Below are 16,792 nucleotides of genomic sequence, written 5' to 3' on the forward strand. Positions count from 1 at the left end.
GGTGGCTGCCGTCGCCGGCCCGGCTCCCTGGCGCGTCACCGTGCCCGGCGCCAGCGCGCCGGCCGGCGACAGCAGCGGCGGCTGTACCAGCGCCGGCGGCGGCAGGTCGGGTGCATGCGCCGCGGCGCCGCCCGACCACGCAACCAGGCCGAGCGCCATCACCGCCGCAGCGCGGCGCGCGGCGCGGCTGGCGCTGGCAGGGTGGGGCCGGAAGGCGGGCATGCGCGGCATGTCGGTTGCGGTATCTGCGGTTATCAGCGCGTGGCGGCGCAGCCGCCGCTGCCGGGCTCGAACATCACGGGCCAGGCCTGTTCATAGATGCCGGGCGTGCAGCGCTGCTGGCAGTTGGCATGCGCCAGCGTGACGCGGCGCGGGTCCTGCCAGACCATCAGCTTGCAGCCGCTGCCGTCGTTGGCGCGCAGCTCGATATGCGGCTTTCTCTGGACCTGGCGGAAGTCGGCCAGGTTGAAGGTGCACGAGCCGCGCCGGCCCACCCACAGCTTCCACGATAGCTGCTGCACGGTGTTGTCGGAAACGCGCAGCTGGGCGTCCTCGCGGAAGCCGTCTTCCTCGGTGCGGCGGCAGTCGCCGGCCAGGTCGATGTCGCGGCTGGCGATGGGCGTGGGCTTGCCGATGATCGGCAGCTGGATACAGCCCGCCACCAGCGTGGCGAATACCAGGGCGGCGAGCAGCCGGAGGAAGGTCGAGTTCATGGTCAGGCCTTGGCGGGGCGGCGCAGGTGCCAGTCGGTCGCCTGCTGGAACGCGTGCGCGGCCTGCAGCAGGCGCGCCTCGTCGAAGTAGTTGCCGATCAGCTGCAGGCCCACGGGCATGTTGCCATCGCCGAAGCCGCACGGCACGCTCATGCCGGGCAGGCCGGCCAGGCTGGTCGAGAGCGTGAAGATATCGGCCAGGTACATCTGCACCGGGTCCGAGGTCTTCTCGCCCAGCTTCCACGCCACCGTCGGCGCCACCGGGCCCATGATCACGTCGCATTGGGCGAAGGCGCGCTGGAAGTCGTCGGCGATGATGCGGCGGATCTTCTGCGCCTGCAGGTAGTAGGCGTCGTAGTAGCCGTGCGAGAGCACATAGGTGCCCACCAGGATGCGGCGCTTGACCTCCGGGCCGAAGCCTTCGGCGCGGCTCTTCTTGTACATGTCGAGCAAGTCGCGGTACTCGGCGGCGCGGTGGCCATAGCGCACGCCGTCGAAGCGCGACAGGTTGGACGAAGCCTCCGCCGGCGCGATCACGTAGTACACCGGGATCGACAGCTCGGTCTTGGGCAGCGACACCTCCACCAGCGTGGCGCCCAGCTTTTCATACTCGGCCAGCGCGGCGCGCACGGCCTGTTCGACGTCGGCCGACAGGCCCTTGCCGAAGTATTCCTTCGGCAGGCCGATGCGCAGGCCCGCCAGCGGGCGCTCGGCGCTGGCGCCGGCGCGCGGCTGGCCCAGCAGGCGCGTGTAGTCCTCGTCCACGCCGCCTTGCTCCGGCGGGATGCTGGTCGAGTCCTTGGGGTCGAAGCCGGCCATGGCGTTGAGCAGCAGCGCGCAATCCTCGGCGGAGTGCGCCATCGGGCCGCCCTGGTCCAGCGACGAGGCGAAGGCGATCATGCCGTAGCGCGACACGCGGCCGTAGGTCGGCTTGATGCCGGTGATGCCCGAGAACGACGCCGGCTGGCGGATCGAGCCGCCGGTGTCGGTGCCGGTGGCGGCGGGCGCCAGGCCGGCGGCGACGGCCGCGGCCGAGCCGCCCGACGAGCCGCCGGGCACGCGGCTGGTGTCCCACGGGTTGCGCACCGGGCCGAAATGCGAGTTCTCGTTGGACGAGCCCATCGCGAATTCGTCCATGTTGGTCTTGCCCAGCGTGACCATGCCGGCGGCGGCCATGCGCTCGACCACGGTGGCGTCGAACGGGCTTTCATAGTTGCCCAGCATCTTCGAGCCGGCGGTGGCGCGCCAGCCGCGGGTGACGAACACGTCCTTGTGCGCGACCGGCACGCCGGTCAGCGGCGCGGCCTCGCCGCGCGCGCGGCGCTCGTCGGCGGCGCGCGCCTGCGCCAGGGTGCGCTCGGGGTCGACGTGGATAAAGGCGTTGAGCGCGGCGGCCTGCTCGATGCGGGACAGGTACTCGCGCGCGAGTTCCTCGGCGGAGACGGTGCGCGCGGCAAGGGCGTCGGCGAGCTGGCGCAGGGAGGTCACGGAATCAGCGGAAAAGGGCATGACAGTCGGGTTGGCATTCGGGGTGGCGTACTGGCTGGGTCGGCCGGGCGGCAAGATCCTGCAAGCTTCGACAAGGATTGGCAACGCGCGCGGCCGGCGCAGGTCACTCGATGACCTTGGGCACCAGGTACAGCCCGTTCTCGGTGGCCGGGGCGGGGCGCTGGTAGTCGTCGCGGCGGTCGCTCTCGGTGACTGCATCGTCACGCAGGCGCTGCACCATGTCGCGTACGGCCGACAGCGGGTGCGCCAGCGGCTCGATGCCGGTGGTGTCGACCGCCTGCATCTGCTCGACCAGCGAGAAAAAGTTGTTCAGCTGCGCAAGCGTCTGTTCGGCCTCGTCATCGCTGGTTTCGATGCGGGCCAGGTGGGCGATGCGCTTGACGTCGGATAGGTCGAGGGCCATGGCGTGGTGGTTCGGATGCTCGGATGCTCGGATGCGGAAGGTGCCGGCAGCGGCCGGCGGCCGGCCGTGCGGCGGTGGCGTCGCGCGGTCGGACAGGGCGGCTCCGGGACGCTGCAACGGCGCAACGGAGCCATCGGAATTACAGGGTTTTTCAGGCCGTAAACGCCCGAAGCAGCAGGAATTATAAGGTATCATTGCGTGCTCTCGACCTTTGGCAACGCCTTCGTCACTTTGCCGCAAGCCGGTCCCCGGCTGGCCCGCCGTGCCTGGCGGCCGAAGGTGCCCGAAGGGCGAACCTGGGTCCTCTGATTAGGCCTTTGCCACCGGCCACGACACGCCCGAATGCAACGGGTCATGACGCGCCGGTGCCTGCACATTTTCGTGCGCATCGTCGCGAACTTTCTCGCGAGGTCTAATCAAAGGTTCCCGTAGGGCCGGCCTGCGCGGCATGACGGCGGCGGTGCCGAACCCGACTCCAATCCAGCACCCGGCCCGGGCCCACCGCGCCGGAGCGTGGGCGGGCCGGGAAGCCGAGAACCATTCCGTATTCAACACCCAAGCAATTCGTGGCCGGGCCGCCCGCGGCGCCGGCCGCTTCGCCTACCCGCGAACACCATCACAGACAGGACTCCTGATGTTCGGATTTCTCCGCAGCTACTTCTCCAACGACCTGGCGATCGACCTCGGCACCGCCAACACGCTGATCTACATGCGCGACAAGGGCATCGTGCTGGACGAGCCCTCGGTCGTCGCGATCCGCCAGGAAGGCGGCCCCAACGCCAAGAAGACGATCACGGCGGTGGGCAAGGAAGCCAAGCAGATGCTGGGCAAGGTGCCGGGCAACATCGAGGCGATCCGCCCGATGAAGGATGGCGTGATCGCCGACTTCACCGTCACCGAGCAGATGCTCAAGCAATTCATCAAGATGGTGCACGACAGCAAGCTGCTGCGTCCGAGCCCGCGCATCATCATCTGCGTGCCGTGCGGCTCGACCCAGGTCGAGCGCCGCGCCATCCGTGAATCCGCCCTGGGCGCCGGCGCCAGCCAGGTGTACCTGATCGAGGAGCCGATGTCGGCCGCGATCGGCGCCGGCCTGCCGGTGTCGGAGCCGTCGGGCTCGATGGTGGTGGACATCGGCGGCGGCACCACCGAGGTGGGCATCATCTCGCTGGGCGGCATGGTCTACAAGGGTTCGGTGCGCGTCGGCGGCGACAAGTTCGACGAGGCCATCGTCAACTACATCCGCCGCAACTACGGCATGCTGATCGGCGAGCAGACCGCCGAAGCGATCAAGAAGGAAATCGGCTCGGCCTTCCCGGGCTCCGAAGTCCGCGAGATGGAAGTCAAGGGCCGCAACCTGTCCGAGGGCATCCCGCGCGCCTTTACCGTTTCGTCCAATGAAATCCTGGAAGCCCTGACCGATCCGCTGAACCAGATCGTGTCGGCGGTGAAGATCGCGCTGGAACAGACCCCGCCGGAACTGGGCGCCGACATCGCCGAGCGCGGCATGATGCTGACCGGCGGCGGCGCGCTGCTGCGCGACCTGGATCGCCTGCTGGCCGAGGAAACCGGCCTGCCGGTGCTGGTCGCCGAAGACCCGCTGACCTGCGTGGTGCGCGGCTCCGGCATGGCGCTGGAACGCATGGACAAGCTGGGCAGCATCTTCTCCTACGAGTAAGCACCAGGAACTGCACGTGGCGATGCGCGGCCTGCCGGATCGTTGGATCAGGGCGGTGTCGCGGCGCCGCATCCGCCGGGGGATCGCCCCGGCAACGCCCGCCGCCCTGCGGCGCCGTGCCCACGCCGGGCGCGGCACCGCGGGCGGCGCGGTGTTTGCGGCATTCGCATGCGTGCACCGGCCTGCGTTCGGGTAAATGGATTACTCTCCTCCGCCGCTCTTCAAGCAAGGCTCCTCCGCTGTCGCCAGGCTGGTGCTCTACGTGGGCATCGCGCTGGCGCTGCTGGTGATCGACGCCCGTTTCAACGCGCTCAGCGTTGGCCGGCAGGTGGCCGCCACCGTGCTGATGCCGGTCGAACGCCTGGTGCTGGTGCCACGCGACGCGCTGCGCACGGTGTTCGACTACGCGCAGTCTTCGGCGATCCTCGCCTCGGAGAACCGCGAACTGCGCCAGATCGCCGTGCAGCAGGCCGAGGCCTCGGTGCGCCAGGCGCAGCTTGAGGCCGAGAACAACCAGCTGCGCAAGCTGCTGGGCCTGGCCCAGCAATCGGCCACGCCGGTGACGGCGGCTGAGATCCTCTACGACGCGCGCGACCCCTACAGCCAGCGCATCGTGATCGACAAGGGCAGCCAGCAGGGCCTGCGCGCCGGCTACCCGGTAATCGACGAGCGCGGCGTGGTGGGCCAGGTCACGCGCGTGTCGCCGTTCCAGTCCGAAGTGACGCTGCTGACCGACAAGGACCAGGCGATCCCCGTGCAGGTGGTGCGCAACGGCCTGCGCAGCGTCGCCTTCGGCGGCGCGCGCGCGGGCCAGCTGGACCTGCGCTTCATGGCCGCCGCCGCCGACCTGCAGCAGGGCGACCTGCTGGTGACGTCGGGGCTGGACGGCATCTATCCGCCGGGGCTGCCGGTGGCGAAGATCGTCCATATCGAGCGCAAGGCCGACACCGCGTTCTCGCGCATCTACTGCGAGCCGGTGGCAGGCGTGCGCGCGCACCGGCAGCTGCTGGTGGTGCGCTACGACTCCGCGATCCCGCCGCGCGAGACCGTCGAGTCCAAGCCCGAGGCGCCGGTCAAGGGCGCCAAGTCCGCCGCCGCACGCGCGGCCGCGGCCAGCGCCGCGGCGGCCAAGGCGCCTTCCGCCAGAGAGGCCAGGGACGCCAGGGACGCCAGGGACGCCAGGGAGGGCCAACGGTGACCAACCCCCAATACCTGCTGCGGCCGGTCAATCCCGCCTTTATCGCGCTCAGCTTCGTGCTGGCGTTCCTGTTCAACCTGATGCCGTGGGGCGACACGCTGTGGATCCCCGACATGGTGGCGCTGGTGCTGGTGTTCTGGAACATCCACCAGCCGCGCAAGGTGGGCATGGGCGTGGCCTTTGCGCTCGGCCTGCTGATGGACGTGCATGATGCGCGCCTGCTGGGCGAGCATGCGCTGGCCTATACGCTGCTGGCCTACTTTGCCATCACCATCCACCGCCGCGTGCTGTGGTTCACGGTCTACACCCAGGCGCTGCACGTGCTGCCGCTGCTGTTCATCGCGCACGCGGTGCCGGTGCTGATCCGCCTGGCGATGGGCGCGCCGCTGCCCGGCTGGCCGCTGCTGCTGGCGCCGGCGATCGAGGCGCTGCTGTGGCCGCTGGCGACCAGCCTGCTGCTGGCGCCGCAGCGCCGTTCGAGCGATGTCGACGAGACGCGTCCGATCTGACGCCAGATTTGACGCCACCCGTCCCTAACAGGCCCCGCGCAGTACCATGACCGAAATCCGCAACGTCGAACTGGAAATCGGCCGCTTCCGCATCCGCGTGGCGGCCGCGGCCCTGTTCACGGTGATCTGCTTTGGCCTGCTGTTCGCGCGCTTTTTGTGGCTGCAGTGGTACAAGCATGACCAGTACTCGGCCAAGGCCGAGGACAACCGCATCTCGGTGGCGCCGATCGAGCCCAACCGCGGCATCATCATGGACCGCAACGGGATCGTGCTGGCGCGCAACTATTCGGCGTACACGCTGGAGATCACGCCGTCCAAGCTGACCGATACGCTGGAAAACACCATCGAAAGCCTGTCGACGCTGGTGGAGATCCAGCCGCGCGACCGGCGCCGCTTCAAGCGGCTGATGGAAGAGTCGCGCAGCTTTGAAAGCCTGCCGATCCGCAGCCAGCTGACCGATGCCGAAGTGGCGCGCTTCTCCGCGCAGCGCTTCCGCTTCCCTGGCGTGGACGTGCGCGCACGGCTGTTCCGCCAGTACCCGCTGGGCGAGTCGGCCTCGCACGTGATCGGCTACCTGGGCCGCATCTCGCAGCGCGACCAGGAGCGCATCGAGGCCATGGACGAGGCCAACGATGCCGACAGCGCCAAGTACGATCCGCGCAAGGACGCCGACAACTACAAGGGCAGCAACTACATCGGCAAGATCGGCCTGGAGCAGAGCTACGAGACCGAGCTGCACGGCCTGACCGGCTTCGAGGAAGTGGAAGTCAGCGCCGGCGGGCGCCCGATCCGCACGCTGTCGACCTCGCCCGCCACGCCGGGCAATAACCTGATCCTGTCGCTCGACATCCGCCTGCAGCAGCTGGCCGAGGCGCTCTACGGCGACCGCCGCGGCGCGCTGGTGGCGATCGAGCCGACCACCGGCGACATCCTGGCGTTCGTTTCCAAGCCGACCTTCGATCCCAACCTGTTCGTCGAGGGCATCGATACCAATACCTGGAACGAGCTCAACGGCTCGCCCGACAAGCCGCTGCTGAACCGCCCGCTGCGTGGCACGTATCCGCCGGGCTCGACCTACAAGCCGTTCATGGCGCTGGCGGCGCTGAGCACCGGCAAGCGCACCGCGGCGTGGGGCATGTCGGACCCGGGCTTCTTCACGCTGGGCAACCACACCTTCCGCGATGACAAGCCGGGCGGGCACGGCTGGGTCGACATGCACAGCTCGATCGTGCATTCGTGCGACACGTACTACTACGCGCTGGCGCGCGACATGGGCGTCAACGGCATCCATGACTTCATGAAGCCGCTGGGCTTCGGCCAGATCACGGGCATCGACATCGAGGGCGAAAGCCGCGGCATCCTGCCGTCGACCGAGTGGAAGCGCCGCGCCTACCGCAAGCCCGAGCAGCAGAAGTGGTATGACGGCGAGACCATCTCGCTGGGCATCGGCCAGGGCTACAACAGCTTCACCATCCTGCAGCTGGCGCAGGCGACCTCGGTGATCGTCAACAACGGCAAGGTGATGAAGCCTCACCTGGTCAAGGCGGTCGAGGACGCGGTCACGCGCAAGCGCACGCTGACGGTGCCCAAGGAAAGCTACACGATCCCGTTCAAGCAGGCCGACATCGACGTGATCAAGCGCGCCATGGTGGCGGTGACGCATGCCGGCACCGCGGCGCGCGTGTTCGCCGGCGCGGCCTATGAGTCGGCCGGCAAGACCGGCACGGCGCAGACCTACAGCCTGTCCAAGGGCGAGAAGTACAACCACCACGCGCTGGCCGAGCACAAGCGCGACCACTCGCTGTACACCGCGTTCGCGCCGGCCGACCAGCCGAAGATCGCGATCGCGCTGATCGTCGAGAACGCCGGCTTCGGCGCCGCGGTGGCCGCGCCGATCGCGCGCAAGCTGATGGACTACTACCTGACCGGCAAGTGGCCGGCCGAACTGGAGGCGATGGCGCCCCCGGCCAGCGAGCGCGTGGCCGGCCGTCCGCCCGTGGATACGCCGAGCGTGTTCACCACCGGCCAGACCGCCAGCATTGCCAGTGCCACGGTGATGTCCTCCGGTGCCGCGCCCGCGAGCGCCGCCGCCAGCGCCGTGGCCGCGGCTTCCGGCGCGCAGCCGGTGACGCCGGAGGCCATTGCCGCCGCGCTGAACGCCGAGGCGATCGCGCCGGCCTCGGCCGTCGAGACGCTGGACCAGCGCATGCTGCAGGCCCTCGGCCACAGCAAGCCCGCGCCGCAGCCGGCCTCCGCCCCCGCCGTGCAGCCCGCCAGGGCGCCCGCGCCCAAACCTCGCGTCAAGCCCGTGTCCGCCAAGGCGGCCAGCGGTGCCGACGCCACCCGCTGAAGGAGACGCGCATGGATCGCCGCCGCGTCATGTCCCTGATCAAGACCGCGCTGACCGGTTTTGACAAGCCGCTTTCGCTGATCGTCTTCCTGCTGTTTGCCACCGGCGTCGTCGCGCTGTACTCGGCCGCCATCGACATGCCGGGCCGCGTCGAAGACCAGTTGCGCAACATCCTGCTGTCGTACGTGGTGATGCTCGTGATTGCCTACCTGCCCACGCAGACGCTGATGCGGGTGGCGGTGCCGATGTACACGGTCGGCGTGGCGCTGCTGATCGCGGTGGCCATGTTCGGGCTGATCCGCAAGGGCGCGCGCCGCTGGCTCTATGTCGGCATGGTGATCCAGCCGTCCGAGATCATGAAGATCTCGATGCCGCTGATGCTGGCGTGGTACTTCCAGAAGCGCGAGGGCGTGATCCGGTGGTTCGACTTCATCGTCGCGCTGGGGCTGCTGCTGATCCCGGTCGGCCTGATCGCCAAGCAGCCTGACCTTGGCACCGCGCTGCTGGTGATGGCCGCCGGCCTGTATGTGATCTACTTCGCCGGGCTGTCGTGGAAGCTGATCCTGCCGCTGCTGGGGCTGCTGGTGGTGGCGATCACGCTGCTGATCACGTTCCAGAACGACATTTGCGCGCCGGGCGTGAACTGGCCGGTGCTGCACGACTACCAGCAGCACCGCGTATGCACGCTGCTCGATCCGACCAGCGATCCGCTCGGCAAGGGCTTCCACACCATCCAGTCGATCATCGCGATCGGCTCGGGCGGGGTCGAGGGCAAGGGCTTCCTCAAGGGCACGCAGACCCACCTCGAATTCATTCCCGAGAAGCACACCGACTTTATCTTCGCGGTCTACTCCGAAGAGTTCGGCCTGATCGGCAATGCGCTGCTGCTGGTGCTCTACCTGCTGCTGATCTTCCGCGGGCTGTTCATCGCCGCCAACGCGCCGACGCTGTTCTCGCGGCTGCTGGCCGGGTCGATCACGCTGATCTTCTTTACCTATGCGTTCGTCAACATGGGCATGGTCAGCGGAATCCTGCCGGTGGTTGGCGTGCCGCTGCCGCTGATTAGCTATGGCGGGACGGCGCTGGTGACGCTGGGGGCGGGGGTTGGGCTCCTGCTGAGTATTTCGCGGCAGAAGCGGTTGATACAGACGTAGCGCGGGCGGCACAGGAAAGGGGGGCGCGGCTCCCCTTTGCTAAACTGCCACCCAATTTTCCTCTACCGGTCCAAGCCCCATGAACGCCCAAGACGTTGCCGCCTACCTGCAGAGCCATCCCGAATTCTTCGAAGAGCACGCCGAGCTGCTGGCCACCGTGCAGCTGACCAGCCCGCACAGCCATCGCGCCGTATCGCTGCAGGAACGCCAGATGGAAATCCTGCGCGAGAAGAACAAGGGCCTGGAGCTGCGCCTGGCCGACCTGGTACGCCATGGCCACGACAACGACCGTACCCAGCAGCGCCTGCACGACTGGCAGCTGCGGCTGCTGGCCGAGGCCGATTCGCACGCGCTGCCGTATGCCGTGCAGGACGGCCTGCAGCAGGCGTTCGACGTGCCCGCGGTCGCGCTGCGCCTGTGGAACGTGGCCGAACAATACGCCCACATGGAAGTCGCGCAGGATGCCAGCGAAGACATGCGCCTGTTTGCCGAGGGCCTGCGCGCGCCGTATTGCGGCGCCAACAGCGGCTTCGAGGCGGCAGCGCTGCTGGAGCGCGACGACATCGTTTCGCTGGCGATGGTCGCGCTGCGCGTGCCCGTGCGCGCGGCCGATGCCGGCGCGGACGTGCAGGGCACGGCGTTCGGCCTGCTGGTGCTGGGATCTCCCGATCCGCGCCGCTTCCATGAAGGCATGGGCACCGCCTACCTGGCGCAGATCGGCGAAGTCGCCGGCGCCGCGCTGAACCGCCTGCGCGACTGAGGCCAATGCCGTGAGCGCACGCCGGCCGCCGCGCCAGCCCGCTCCCGCGTTGGCGGATGACGGCGCGCCGCCGCCGTCGCCGTCGTCAGATCGGCCGGCCGATCCGCTGGTCGTACAGTATCTCGACTGGCTGCGCGGCAGCCGCAAGCTCGCCGACCATACGCTCGCCAGCTATGGCCGCGACCTGCGCGTGCTGCAGGCGCATGCCACGCGCTACGCGAGCGGCGTCGCATTGCTGGCGCTGCAGACCCACCATATCCGCAACTTCGCCGCCAGGCTGCATGGCAGCGGGCTGGTGGGCACCAGCATCGCCCGCACGCTGTCGGCGTGGCGCGGCTTCTACCAGTGGGCGGCGCGGCATGGCCATGGCGTGACGGTCAATCCGGTCGAAGGCGTGCGCGCGCCGCGCTCCGGCCATGCGCTGCCCAAGGCGCTGTCGGTCGAGCATGCGGTGGCGCTGGTTGCCCACAGCGCCGGCACCGATGCCCAGGCCCTGCGCGACCATGCGGTGTATGAACTGTTCTATTCCAGCGGGCTGCGGCTGTCGGAACTGGTGCAGCTGGACCTGCGCTATGCCGACGCCGACGGCTACCGGTCCAGCGGCTGGCTCGACCTGGCTGGCGCCGAAGTGACGGTGACCGGCAAGGGCGCACGCCGGCGCACGGTGCCGGTCGGCAGCAAGGCCATGGAGGCGCTGCGCGCCTGGATCGCGGTACGCGACACGCTGCTGCGCCCCGGCGCGGCACCCGACGACGCGCACGCGCTGTTCCTGGGACCGCGCGGGCGCCGGCTGTCGATGCGCACGGTGCAGCTGCGGCTCAAGCAGCAGGCGCTGGGCGCCGGCGTGCCGGCCGACGTGCATCCGCATATGCTGCGGCACTCGTTTGCCACGCACGTGCTGCAGTCGTCGGGCGACCTGCGCGCGGTGCAGGAGATGCTGGGGCACGCCAGCATCTCGACCACGCAGATCTATACCGCGCTGGATTTCCAGCACCTGGCGCGCGTCTACGACAAGGCGCACCCGCGCGCGGGACGGCGTTCGGCGCCACCGCCCGACGAGGCGGACGAAGCGGACGAAGCGGACGAAGCGGACGAAGCGGACGAAGCGGACGAAGCGGACGAAGCGGACGAAGCCGGGGACTAGCTCACTCCCACTGCGCCAGCACCTCGCGAAAGCGCTCGATCTCCGGCATCAGCCAGCTGCGGAAGGCCTGCACCTTGGGCAGGTTGAGCGAGCCCGGCGCACAGACGAAGTACAGCAGCCACGGACACGGGATGCTGACATCGAACAGCCGCACCACGCGCCCCGCCAGCAGGTCGTTGTAGGCCAGCGACGAGCGGATCAGCGCGATCCCCTGGCCCTCCGACGCGGCCTGCAGCAGCAGCGACGAATCCTCCATCAGCAGGCCCTTGCGCGGCTCGGGCCAGTCCAGCCCGGCGGCCTCGAACCACGGTTTCCACGGATCGCCCTCGCCGCGCAGCAGCGGCAGGCCGGCCATCTCCTCCGGTTTCTGTGGCAGCCGGCCGCCGTTGAAGCTGGGGCTGCACATCGGGAAGAAGACGTCGTCGAGCAGCTTTTCCACATACAGGCCGGGATAGTCGCCGCTGCCCATGCGCAGCGCGATATCGACTTCCTCATGGGCAAAGTTGACCAGCGTGTTCGACGACAGCAGCTCGACGTCGAGCTCCGGATGACGCTCGATAAAGCTGCCGATGCGCGGCGTGAGCCAGCGCGCGGCGAACGAGGGCATGGTGCTGATGGTCAGGCGCTTGTCGCGGTTGCCGGCCTGCAGCACGCGCGTGGCATCGGCGATCTGCAGCAGCGCGTCGCGTACGCGTTCGGCGTAGATGCGGCCCGAGGGGGTCAGCGCCACGCGCTTGCCGTGGCGCTCGAACAGCGGCAGGCCCAGCTCGTCTTCCAGCGCGCGGATCTGGTGGCTGACCGCGCCGTGGGTGACGAACAGCTCCGTCGCCGCGCGCGAAAAACTCTCGTGGCGCGCCGCCGCCTCGAACGCGCGCAGGGCGGTCAGTGCCGGCAGGCGCGGCAGCTCGCGGTGCCAGCCGCGCGGCAGGTCCTTTTCCCAGGCGCTTTTCCAGGCCATGGCTGCCTCCGGTGAAGTCGGGTGTATGTGAGTTTGACTAACAAGAACAAAGAAAATATATCGTTTTGATAGTGTCAGGGCAATCACTAATATTCCATCACCGGCCCCCGCTGTAGCGACTTACTTAACAGCGAATTCCACAAGGTTTAACTGGCCTGGTCCCCTTGCCGGGCCAATTTCAGTGGATTCGTTGCCCCATCGGCGACAGCGTGGCGCAAGTGCCCCCGGCCGGCTGAACGGAGAACTTCGATGAAAACCGTGCTCACAACGACCGTGTTCACCCTGAATCCTGGCGAAGTCACCGCGCTGTCGGTGCACGCCGCCCAGCGCCTGCATGTCGAGAAAGCCAATGGCATGGACGTGTGGCTGACGCGCGAAGGCGATTCGGAAGACTACTGGCTGCGTTGTGGCGGCAGCCTGTTGCTCCGCTCCGGCGACGAGGTGGTGGTCAGCATCGACCCGCGCGCGCAGGAACCGGTACGCCTGGCGCTGATCGCCGAGGCGCGCCGTCCGGCGCTGGCGCTGGCGGATGTGCCGCACCTGGTGTACCGCAGCCTGCGCCGGCTGGTTCGAGGCACGGAATGGACGCCTAACCAGGACCAGGCGGCCGCATCCTGAAGCCGACGCGGGAAGCGGGCGGGGATTCGTCCGCGTTACACCGGCGCCACGCGCATCTGCGCCTGGCCTGGCCGCGTGACGCAAGCGGCAAGTCCTCGGTGCGGCAAGACTGACGGGAGCAGAGCAGGGCCGGCGCAAGCCGGCCCTTTTCGTTACACTCTCGCCATGCATCCGATTCAGATCATCGAACGCGGCCGCGAGGACTATCAGCCGTGTTTCGACGCGATGCGCGCCTTCACCGCCGCACGCTCCCCCGAGACACCCGACCAGATCTGGCTGGTCGAGCATCCGCCGGTCTACACGCTGGGCCAGGCGGGCGATCCCGCACACCTGCTGTCGCCTGACGACAACATCCCGGTAGTGAAGATCGATCGTGGCGGCCAGATCACCTATCACGGTCCAGGCCAGGTAGTGGCTTACCTGCTGCTCGATTTGCGCCGCCGGCACCTGATGGTGCGCGAGCTGGTCCACGCCATCGAGCAGGCAGTGCTGGACACGCTCGCGGCGTATAATCTCGCAGCCGAACGCAAGCCCGGCGCCCCCGGCATCTACCTGTCCGACGGGCCGCACCAGGGCGCCAAGATTGCCGCGCTCGGCCTCAAGATCCGCAACGGCTGCAGCTACCACGGCGTCAGCCTCAACGTGCAGATGGACCTGTCGCCGTTCCTGCGCATCAATCCCTGCGGCTATGCCGGACTGGAAACGGTCGACATGGCGACCGCGGGCGCCACCTGCCCGGTGGCGGATGCCGATGGCGCCCCCATGCCCGTGACCGCGGCACGACAAACCGACATCGCACAGCGCCTGGCGGCTGCATTGTGCGAAGTGCTGGCAGCGCACGAGTCCCGCGTGCTGGCGGCTGAAGCCGCCGACGTGAATGCCGACCCGGCCCTGGCCTCCTAGTCAAAAGCGAAATGCACGCTGAGCGCGTGCGGAGAAATGTATGAGCGACGCCCTGATCGCCACTTCCAGCGAAGCCCCGCAGTCCCCCGCGGAGGCGTACGACCCGACCCGCAAGCAAAAGTCGGCCGACAAGACCGCACGCATCCCCATCAAGATCGTGCCGGCCGAAAAGCTCAAGAAGCCGGACTGGATCCGCGTGAAGGCCGCCACCGGCAATTCGCGTTTCTACGAGATCAAGGACATCCTGCGCGCCAACAACCTGGTGACGGTGTGCGAGGAAGCCAGCTGCCCCAACATCGGCGAATGCTTCGGCAAGGGTACGGCGACCTTCATGATCATGGGCGACAAGTGCACGCGCCGCTGCCCGTTCTGCGACGTCGGCCATGGCCGCCCGGATCCGCTGGACGTGAACGAGCCCGGCAACCTGGCGCGCACCATCTCCCAGCTCAAGCTGAACTACGTGGTGATTACCAGCGTCGACCGCGACGACCTGCGCGACGGCGGTGCCCAGCACTATGTGGATTGCATCTCGCAGACGCGCGAGCTGTCGCCCGACACCCGCATCGAAGTGCTGGTGCCCGACTTCCGCGGCCGCCTGGACAAGGCGCTGGACATCCTGCAGGCCTGCCCGCCTGACGTGATGAACCACAACATGGAAACCGTGCCGCGCCTGTACAAGCAGGCCCGCCCGGGCGCGGACTACGCGCACTCGCTCAAGCTGCTGCAGGAATTCAAGCGCCGCAATCCGAACGTTCCGACCAAGTCCGGCCTGATGGTCGGCCTGGGCGAGACCGACGAGGAAATCCTGGAAGTCATGCGCGACATGCGCGCGCACGACATCGACATGCTGACCATCGGCCAGTACCTGGCGCCGTCGAACCACCACCTGCCGGTGCTGCGCTACGTGCACCCGGACACCTTCAAGATGTTCGAGGAAGAGGCCTACAAGATGGGCTTCACCCACGCTGCCGTGGGTGCGATGGTGCGCAGCTCGTACCATGCTGACCAGCAGGCGCATCAGGCGGGGTTTGCCTGAGCAGCATCGGGTTCATGACTTGTCAGAGCGGCCGGGACTAATCCCGGCCGTTTTGCTTTGCGCATCGCATTCCCCGGGCTGCCAGCCTACACTGGTAAAAAGTGCGCTACCAGGAATCCCATGAGCCCCTGCACCATCCACCGCCTCGCCGAACGAGCGCTGCTCTACAGCGTGGCGCCGCCCGCATCGCTCGAGGTCCAGCGCCGCATCTGGGCGATGGCGGCGCGGGCCGAAGGGTGGCGCGGCGTGGTCGACGTGGTGCCGGGCATGAACAACCTGACGGTGATCTTCGACGGCAGCGCCGATGTCGAAGGGCTGGAGCGCGGCCTGAAGCAGGCCTGGGCCTCCGGCGAGGCGCGCAACACCACCGGCAAGGTGGTCGAGATCCCGGTGCGCTATGGCGGTGGGCATGGGCCGGACCTGGCCGACGTGGCCGCGCACACCGGGCTGTCGCCGCGTGAAGTGGCGCGCCGCCATGCCGCCGGCGAGTATGTTGTCTATTTCGTGGGTTTCCAGCCTGGCTTTGCCTATCTGGGCGGGCTGGTGCCCGAGCTGGCCACGCCGCGCCGGCGCGAGCCGCGGCTGGCGGTGCCGGCCGGCTCGGTCGGCATCGGCGGCGAGCAGACCGGCATCTATCCGGCGGTGCTGCCGGGCGGCTGGCAGCTGATCGGCCACACCGATATCGCACTCTTCGTCGCGGATCGCGATCCGCCGTCCCTGCTGGCGCCCGGCGATACCGTGCGCTTTGTCGCCGAGGAAATCATCGCGTGATCGAAATCATCCGACCTGGCGCGCTCGCCTCGGTGCAGGACCTGGGCCGTACCGGCTTCCGCCATATTGGCGTGGGCAGTTGCGGGGCGATGGATACGCTGGCCGTGGCGGTCGGCAACCGGCTGCTGGGCAATGCGCCCGGGTGCGCCGCCATTGAATTCACGCTGGGACGCGCCGCGGTCCGCTTCCATGCGGACATGCGCGTCGCGCTGGCTGGCGCGGAGTGCGGCGCGACGCTGGATGGCACGCCGGTCTGGTCCTGGCATGCCTTCGACGCGCACGCCGGCGAGATCCTGGTGCTGCCGCCGGCGCGTGGCGGCACACATGCCTATCTGTGCGTGGCAGGCGGCATTGCCGTGGAGCCGGTGATGGGCTCGCGCAGTACCGACCTGAAGGCCGCCTTTGGTGGCCTGGATGGCCGCGCGCTGCAGGAGGGCGACCGCTTGCCGGTGGGACGCGCGGGTTTGGCGGCCGATGGCGACTGGATCGGCGTGCAGGCGCCGGCGTGGGCGCTGCCCGCGGACGTCGACGGCAAGGCCACGCCGGTGCGCATGTTGCCGGGCCCGGAGTATGAAGACTTCGAGGCGGAATCGCAGCAGGCGCTGTGGCAGTCCGACTGGGTTGTCACGCCCAACAGCAACCGCATGGGCCTGCGCCTGAACGGCCCCGCGCTGGCGCGCCGCGCCGAGCGCAGCGCCGACCTGCTGTCGCACGGCGTGGTGCCGGGCGTGATGCAGGTGCCGCCGGCCGGCCAGCCGATCGCGCTGATGGCCGATGCGCAGACCACCGGCGGCTATCCCAAGATCGGCGTGGTGATCGGCGCCGACCTGTGGCGGCTGGCGCAGGTGCCGCTGGGCGCGGCCGTGCGCTTCGTGCCGGTGACGCTGGCACAGGCCGCCGCCGCGCAGGCGGAGCTGGACCGCTACCTGCGCCAGATCGAACAGGCGCTGCAATGGCAGGGCGACGGCATGGCCATCGCCGCGCGCCGGCGCACGCTGACCCGCGCGGCGGCCTGAGCCGTCCGCGGTATTTGTACACATCGACAGAAGGCGGTATCGCGGCCCCGTCACCGCACCGCCCGGGAGAACG

16 protein-coding genes and 1 pseudogene are annotated in these 16,792 nt (G+C 68.7%); 12 read left to right on the forward strand and 5 right to left on the reverse strand.

Annotation, left to right across the window (positions count from 1 at the left end; all coding sequences use genetic code 11):
• From E1J61_RS15610 to gatC, 4 genes and pseudogenes are all read right to left on the reverse strand, one after another.
• A pseudogene (locus tag E1J61_RS15610) lies at positions 1-231 on the reverse strand (dienelactone hydrolase family protein); the annotation flags it as partial.
• A gap of 23 nt (positions 232-254) precedes the next feature.
• Positions 255-713 carry a hypothetical protein gene (locus tag E1J61_RS15615; RefSeq protein ID WP_133094968.1) on the reverse strand — a complete coding sequence of 153 codons (459 nt, stop codon included), beginning with the start codon at positions 711-713 and terminating at the stop codon, positions 255-257.
• Between the two features lie 2 nt (positions 714-715).
• The gene (gene gatA, locus E1J61_RS15620; protein ID WP_133094969.1) at positions 716-2,221 is read right to left on the reverse strand and encodes an Asp-tRNA(Asn)/Glu-tRNA(Gln) amidotransferase subunit GatA; all 1,506 of its coding nucleotides are present in this window, start codon (positions 2,219-2,221) and stop codon (positions 716-718) included.
• 103 nt (positions 2,222-2,324) lie between these two features.
• The gene (gene gatC, locus E1J61_RS15625) at positions 2,325-2,624 is read right to left on the reverse strand and encodes an Asp-tRNA(Asn)/Glu-tRNA(Gln) amidotransferase subunit GatC (RefSeq protein ID WP_133094970.1); all 300 of its coding nucleotides are present in this window, start codon (positions 2,622-2,624) and stop codon (positions 2,325-2,327) included.
• Between the two features lie 634 nt (positions 2,625-3,258).
• Between gatC and E1J61_RS15630 the strand changes: the two genes are divergently transcribed.
• From E1J61_RS15630 to E1J61_RS15660, 7 genes are all read left to right on the forward strand, one after another.
• Positions 3,259-4,302, forward strand: coding sequence for a rod shape-determining protein (locus E1J61_RS15630; protein WP_008648066.1), 1,044 nt, complete (start codon positions 3,259-3,261; stop codon positions 4,300-4,302).
• A 196-nt stretch (positions 4,303-4,498) separates the two neighbouring features.
• Positions 4,499-5,500 carry a rod shape-determining protein MreC gene (gene mreC / locus E1J61_RS15635; protein ID WP_133094971.1) on the forward strand — a complete coding sequence of 334 codons (1,002 nt, stop codon included), beginning with the start codon at positions 4,499-4,501 and terminating at the stop codon, positions 5,498-5,500.
• Positions 5,497-6,009, forward strand: coding sequence for a rod shape-determining protein MreD (gene mreD, locus E1J61_RS15640; RefSeq protein WP_029047791.1), 513 nt, complete (start codon positions 5,497-5,499; stop codon positions 6,007-6,009). Before mreC ends, mreD begins: the two co-directional genes overlap by 4 nt.
• A 46-nt stretch (positions 6,010-6,055) precedes the next feature.
• The gene (mrdA, locus tag E1J61_RS15645) at positions 6,056-8,359 is read left to right on the forward strand and encodes a penicillin-binding protein 2 (RefSeq protein WP_133094972.1); all 2,304 of its coding nucleotides are present in this window, start codon (positions 6,056-6,058) and stop codon (positions 8,357-8,359) included.
• A gap of 11 nt (positions 8,360-8,370) precedes the next feature.
• Positions 8,371-9,513 carry a rod shape-determining protein RodA gene (rodA, locus tag E1J61_RS15650; RefSeq protein ID WP_133094973.1) on the forward strand — a complete coding sequence of 381 codons (1,143 nt, stop codon included), beginning with the start codon at positions 8,371-8,373 and terminating at the stop codon, positions 9,511-9,513.
• 79 nt (positions 9,514-9,592) lie between these two features.
• A complete protein-coding gene (locus tag E1J61_RS15655; protein WP_133094974.1) occupies positions 9,593-10,273 on the forward strand; it encodes a DUF484 family protein in 681 nt (226 codons plus the stop codon).
• A 10-nt stretch (positions 10,274-10,283) separates the two neighbouring features.
• Positions 10,284-11,417 (forward strand): tyrosine recombinase XerC, encoded by a 1,134-nt coding sequence (locus E1J61_RS15660; protein WP_133094975.1) that lies wholly within the window; start codon positions 10,284-10,286, stop codon positions 11,415-11,417.
• Between the two features lies 1 nt (position 11,418).
• On the opposite strand, the gene E1J61_RS15665 is transcribed toward E1J61_RS15660, so the two are convergent.
• Entirely contained in the window at positions 11,419-12,375 is a 957-nt protein-coding gene (locus E1J61_RS15665) for a transcriptional regulator GcvA (RefSeq protein ID WP_133094976.1), read from the reverse strand.
• A gap of 249 nt (positions 12,376-12,624) precedes the next feature.
• Here E1J61_RS15665 and E1J61_RS15670 point away from each other — a divergent pair, with 249 nt between their 5' ends.
• The 5 genes from E1J61_RS15670 (at position 12,625) to E1J61_RS15690 (ending at position 16,719) form a co-directional block, all read left to right on the forward strand.
• The gene (locus tag E1J61_RS15670; protein ID WP_029047785.1) at positions 12,625-12,993 is read left to right on the forward strand and encodes a DUF2917 domain-containing protein; all 369 of its coding nucleotides are present in this window, start codon (positions 12,625-12,627) and stop codon (positions 12,991-12,993) included.
• Positions 12,994-13,158: 165 nt separating this feature from the next.
• On the forward strand, positions 13,159-13,896 hold the full coding sequence (gene lipB, locus E1J61_RS15675; protein ID WP_133094977.1) for a lipoyl(octanoyl) transferase LipB: 738 nt from the start codon (positions 13,159-13,161) through the stop codon (positions 13,894-13,896).
• Positions 13,897-13,936: 40 nt separating this feature from the next.
• The gene (gene lipA / locus E1J61_RS15680) at positions 13,937-14,932 is read left to right on the forward strand and encodes a lipoyl synthase (protein ID WP_133094978.1); all 996 of its coding nucleotides are present in this window, start codon (positions 13,937-13,939) and stop codon (positions 14,930-14,932) included.
• Positions 14,933-15,052: 120 nt separating this feature from the next.
• Complete coding sequence (pxpB, locus tag E1J61_RS15685) at positions 15,053-15,703, forward strand: 5-oxoprolinase subunit PxpB (protein WP_133094979.1); 651 nt, start codon at positions 15,053-15,055, stop codon at positions 15,701-15,703.
• Entirely contained in the window at positions 15,700-16,719 is a 1,020-nt protein-coding gene (locus E1J61_RS15690; protein WP_133094980.1) for a biotin-dependent carboxyltransferase family protein, read from the forward strand. The genes pxpB and E1J61_RS15690 overlap by 4 nt, the downstream gene beginning before the upstream one ends.
• Positions 16,720-16,792 lie beyond the last annotated feature (73 nt).

Source organism: Cupriavidus sp. L7L, assembly GCF_004353535.1.
GTDB classification, from domain to species: domain Bacteria; phylum Pseudomonadota; class Gammaproteobacteria; order Burkholderiales; family Burkholderiaceae; genus Cupriavidus; species Cupriavidus oxalaticus_A.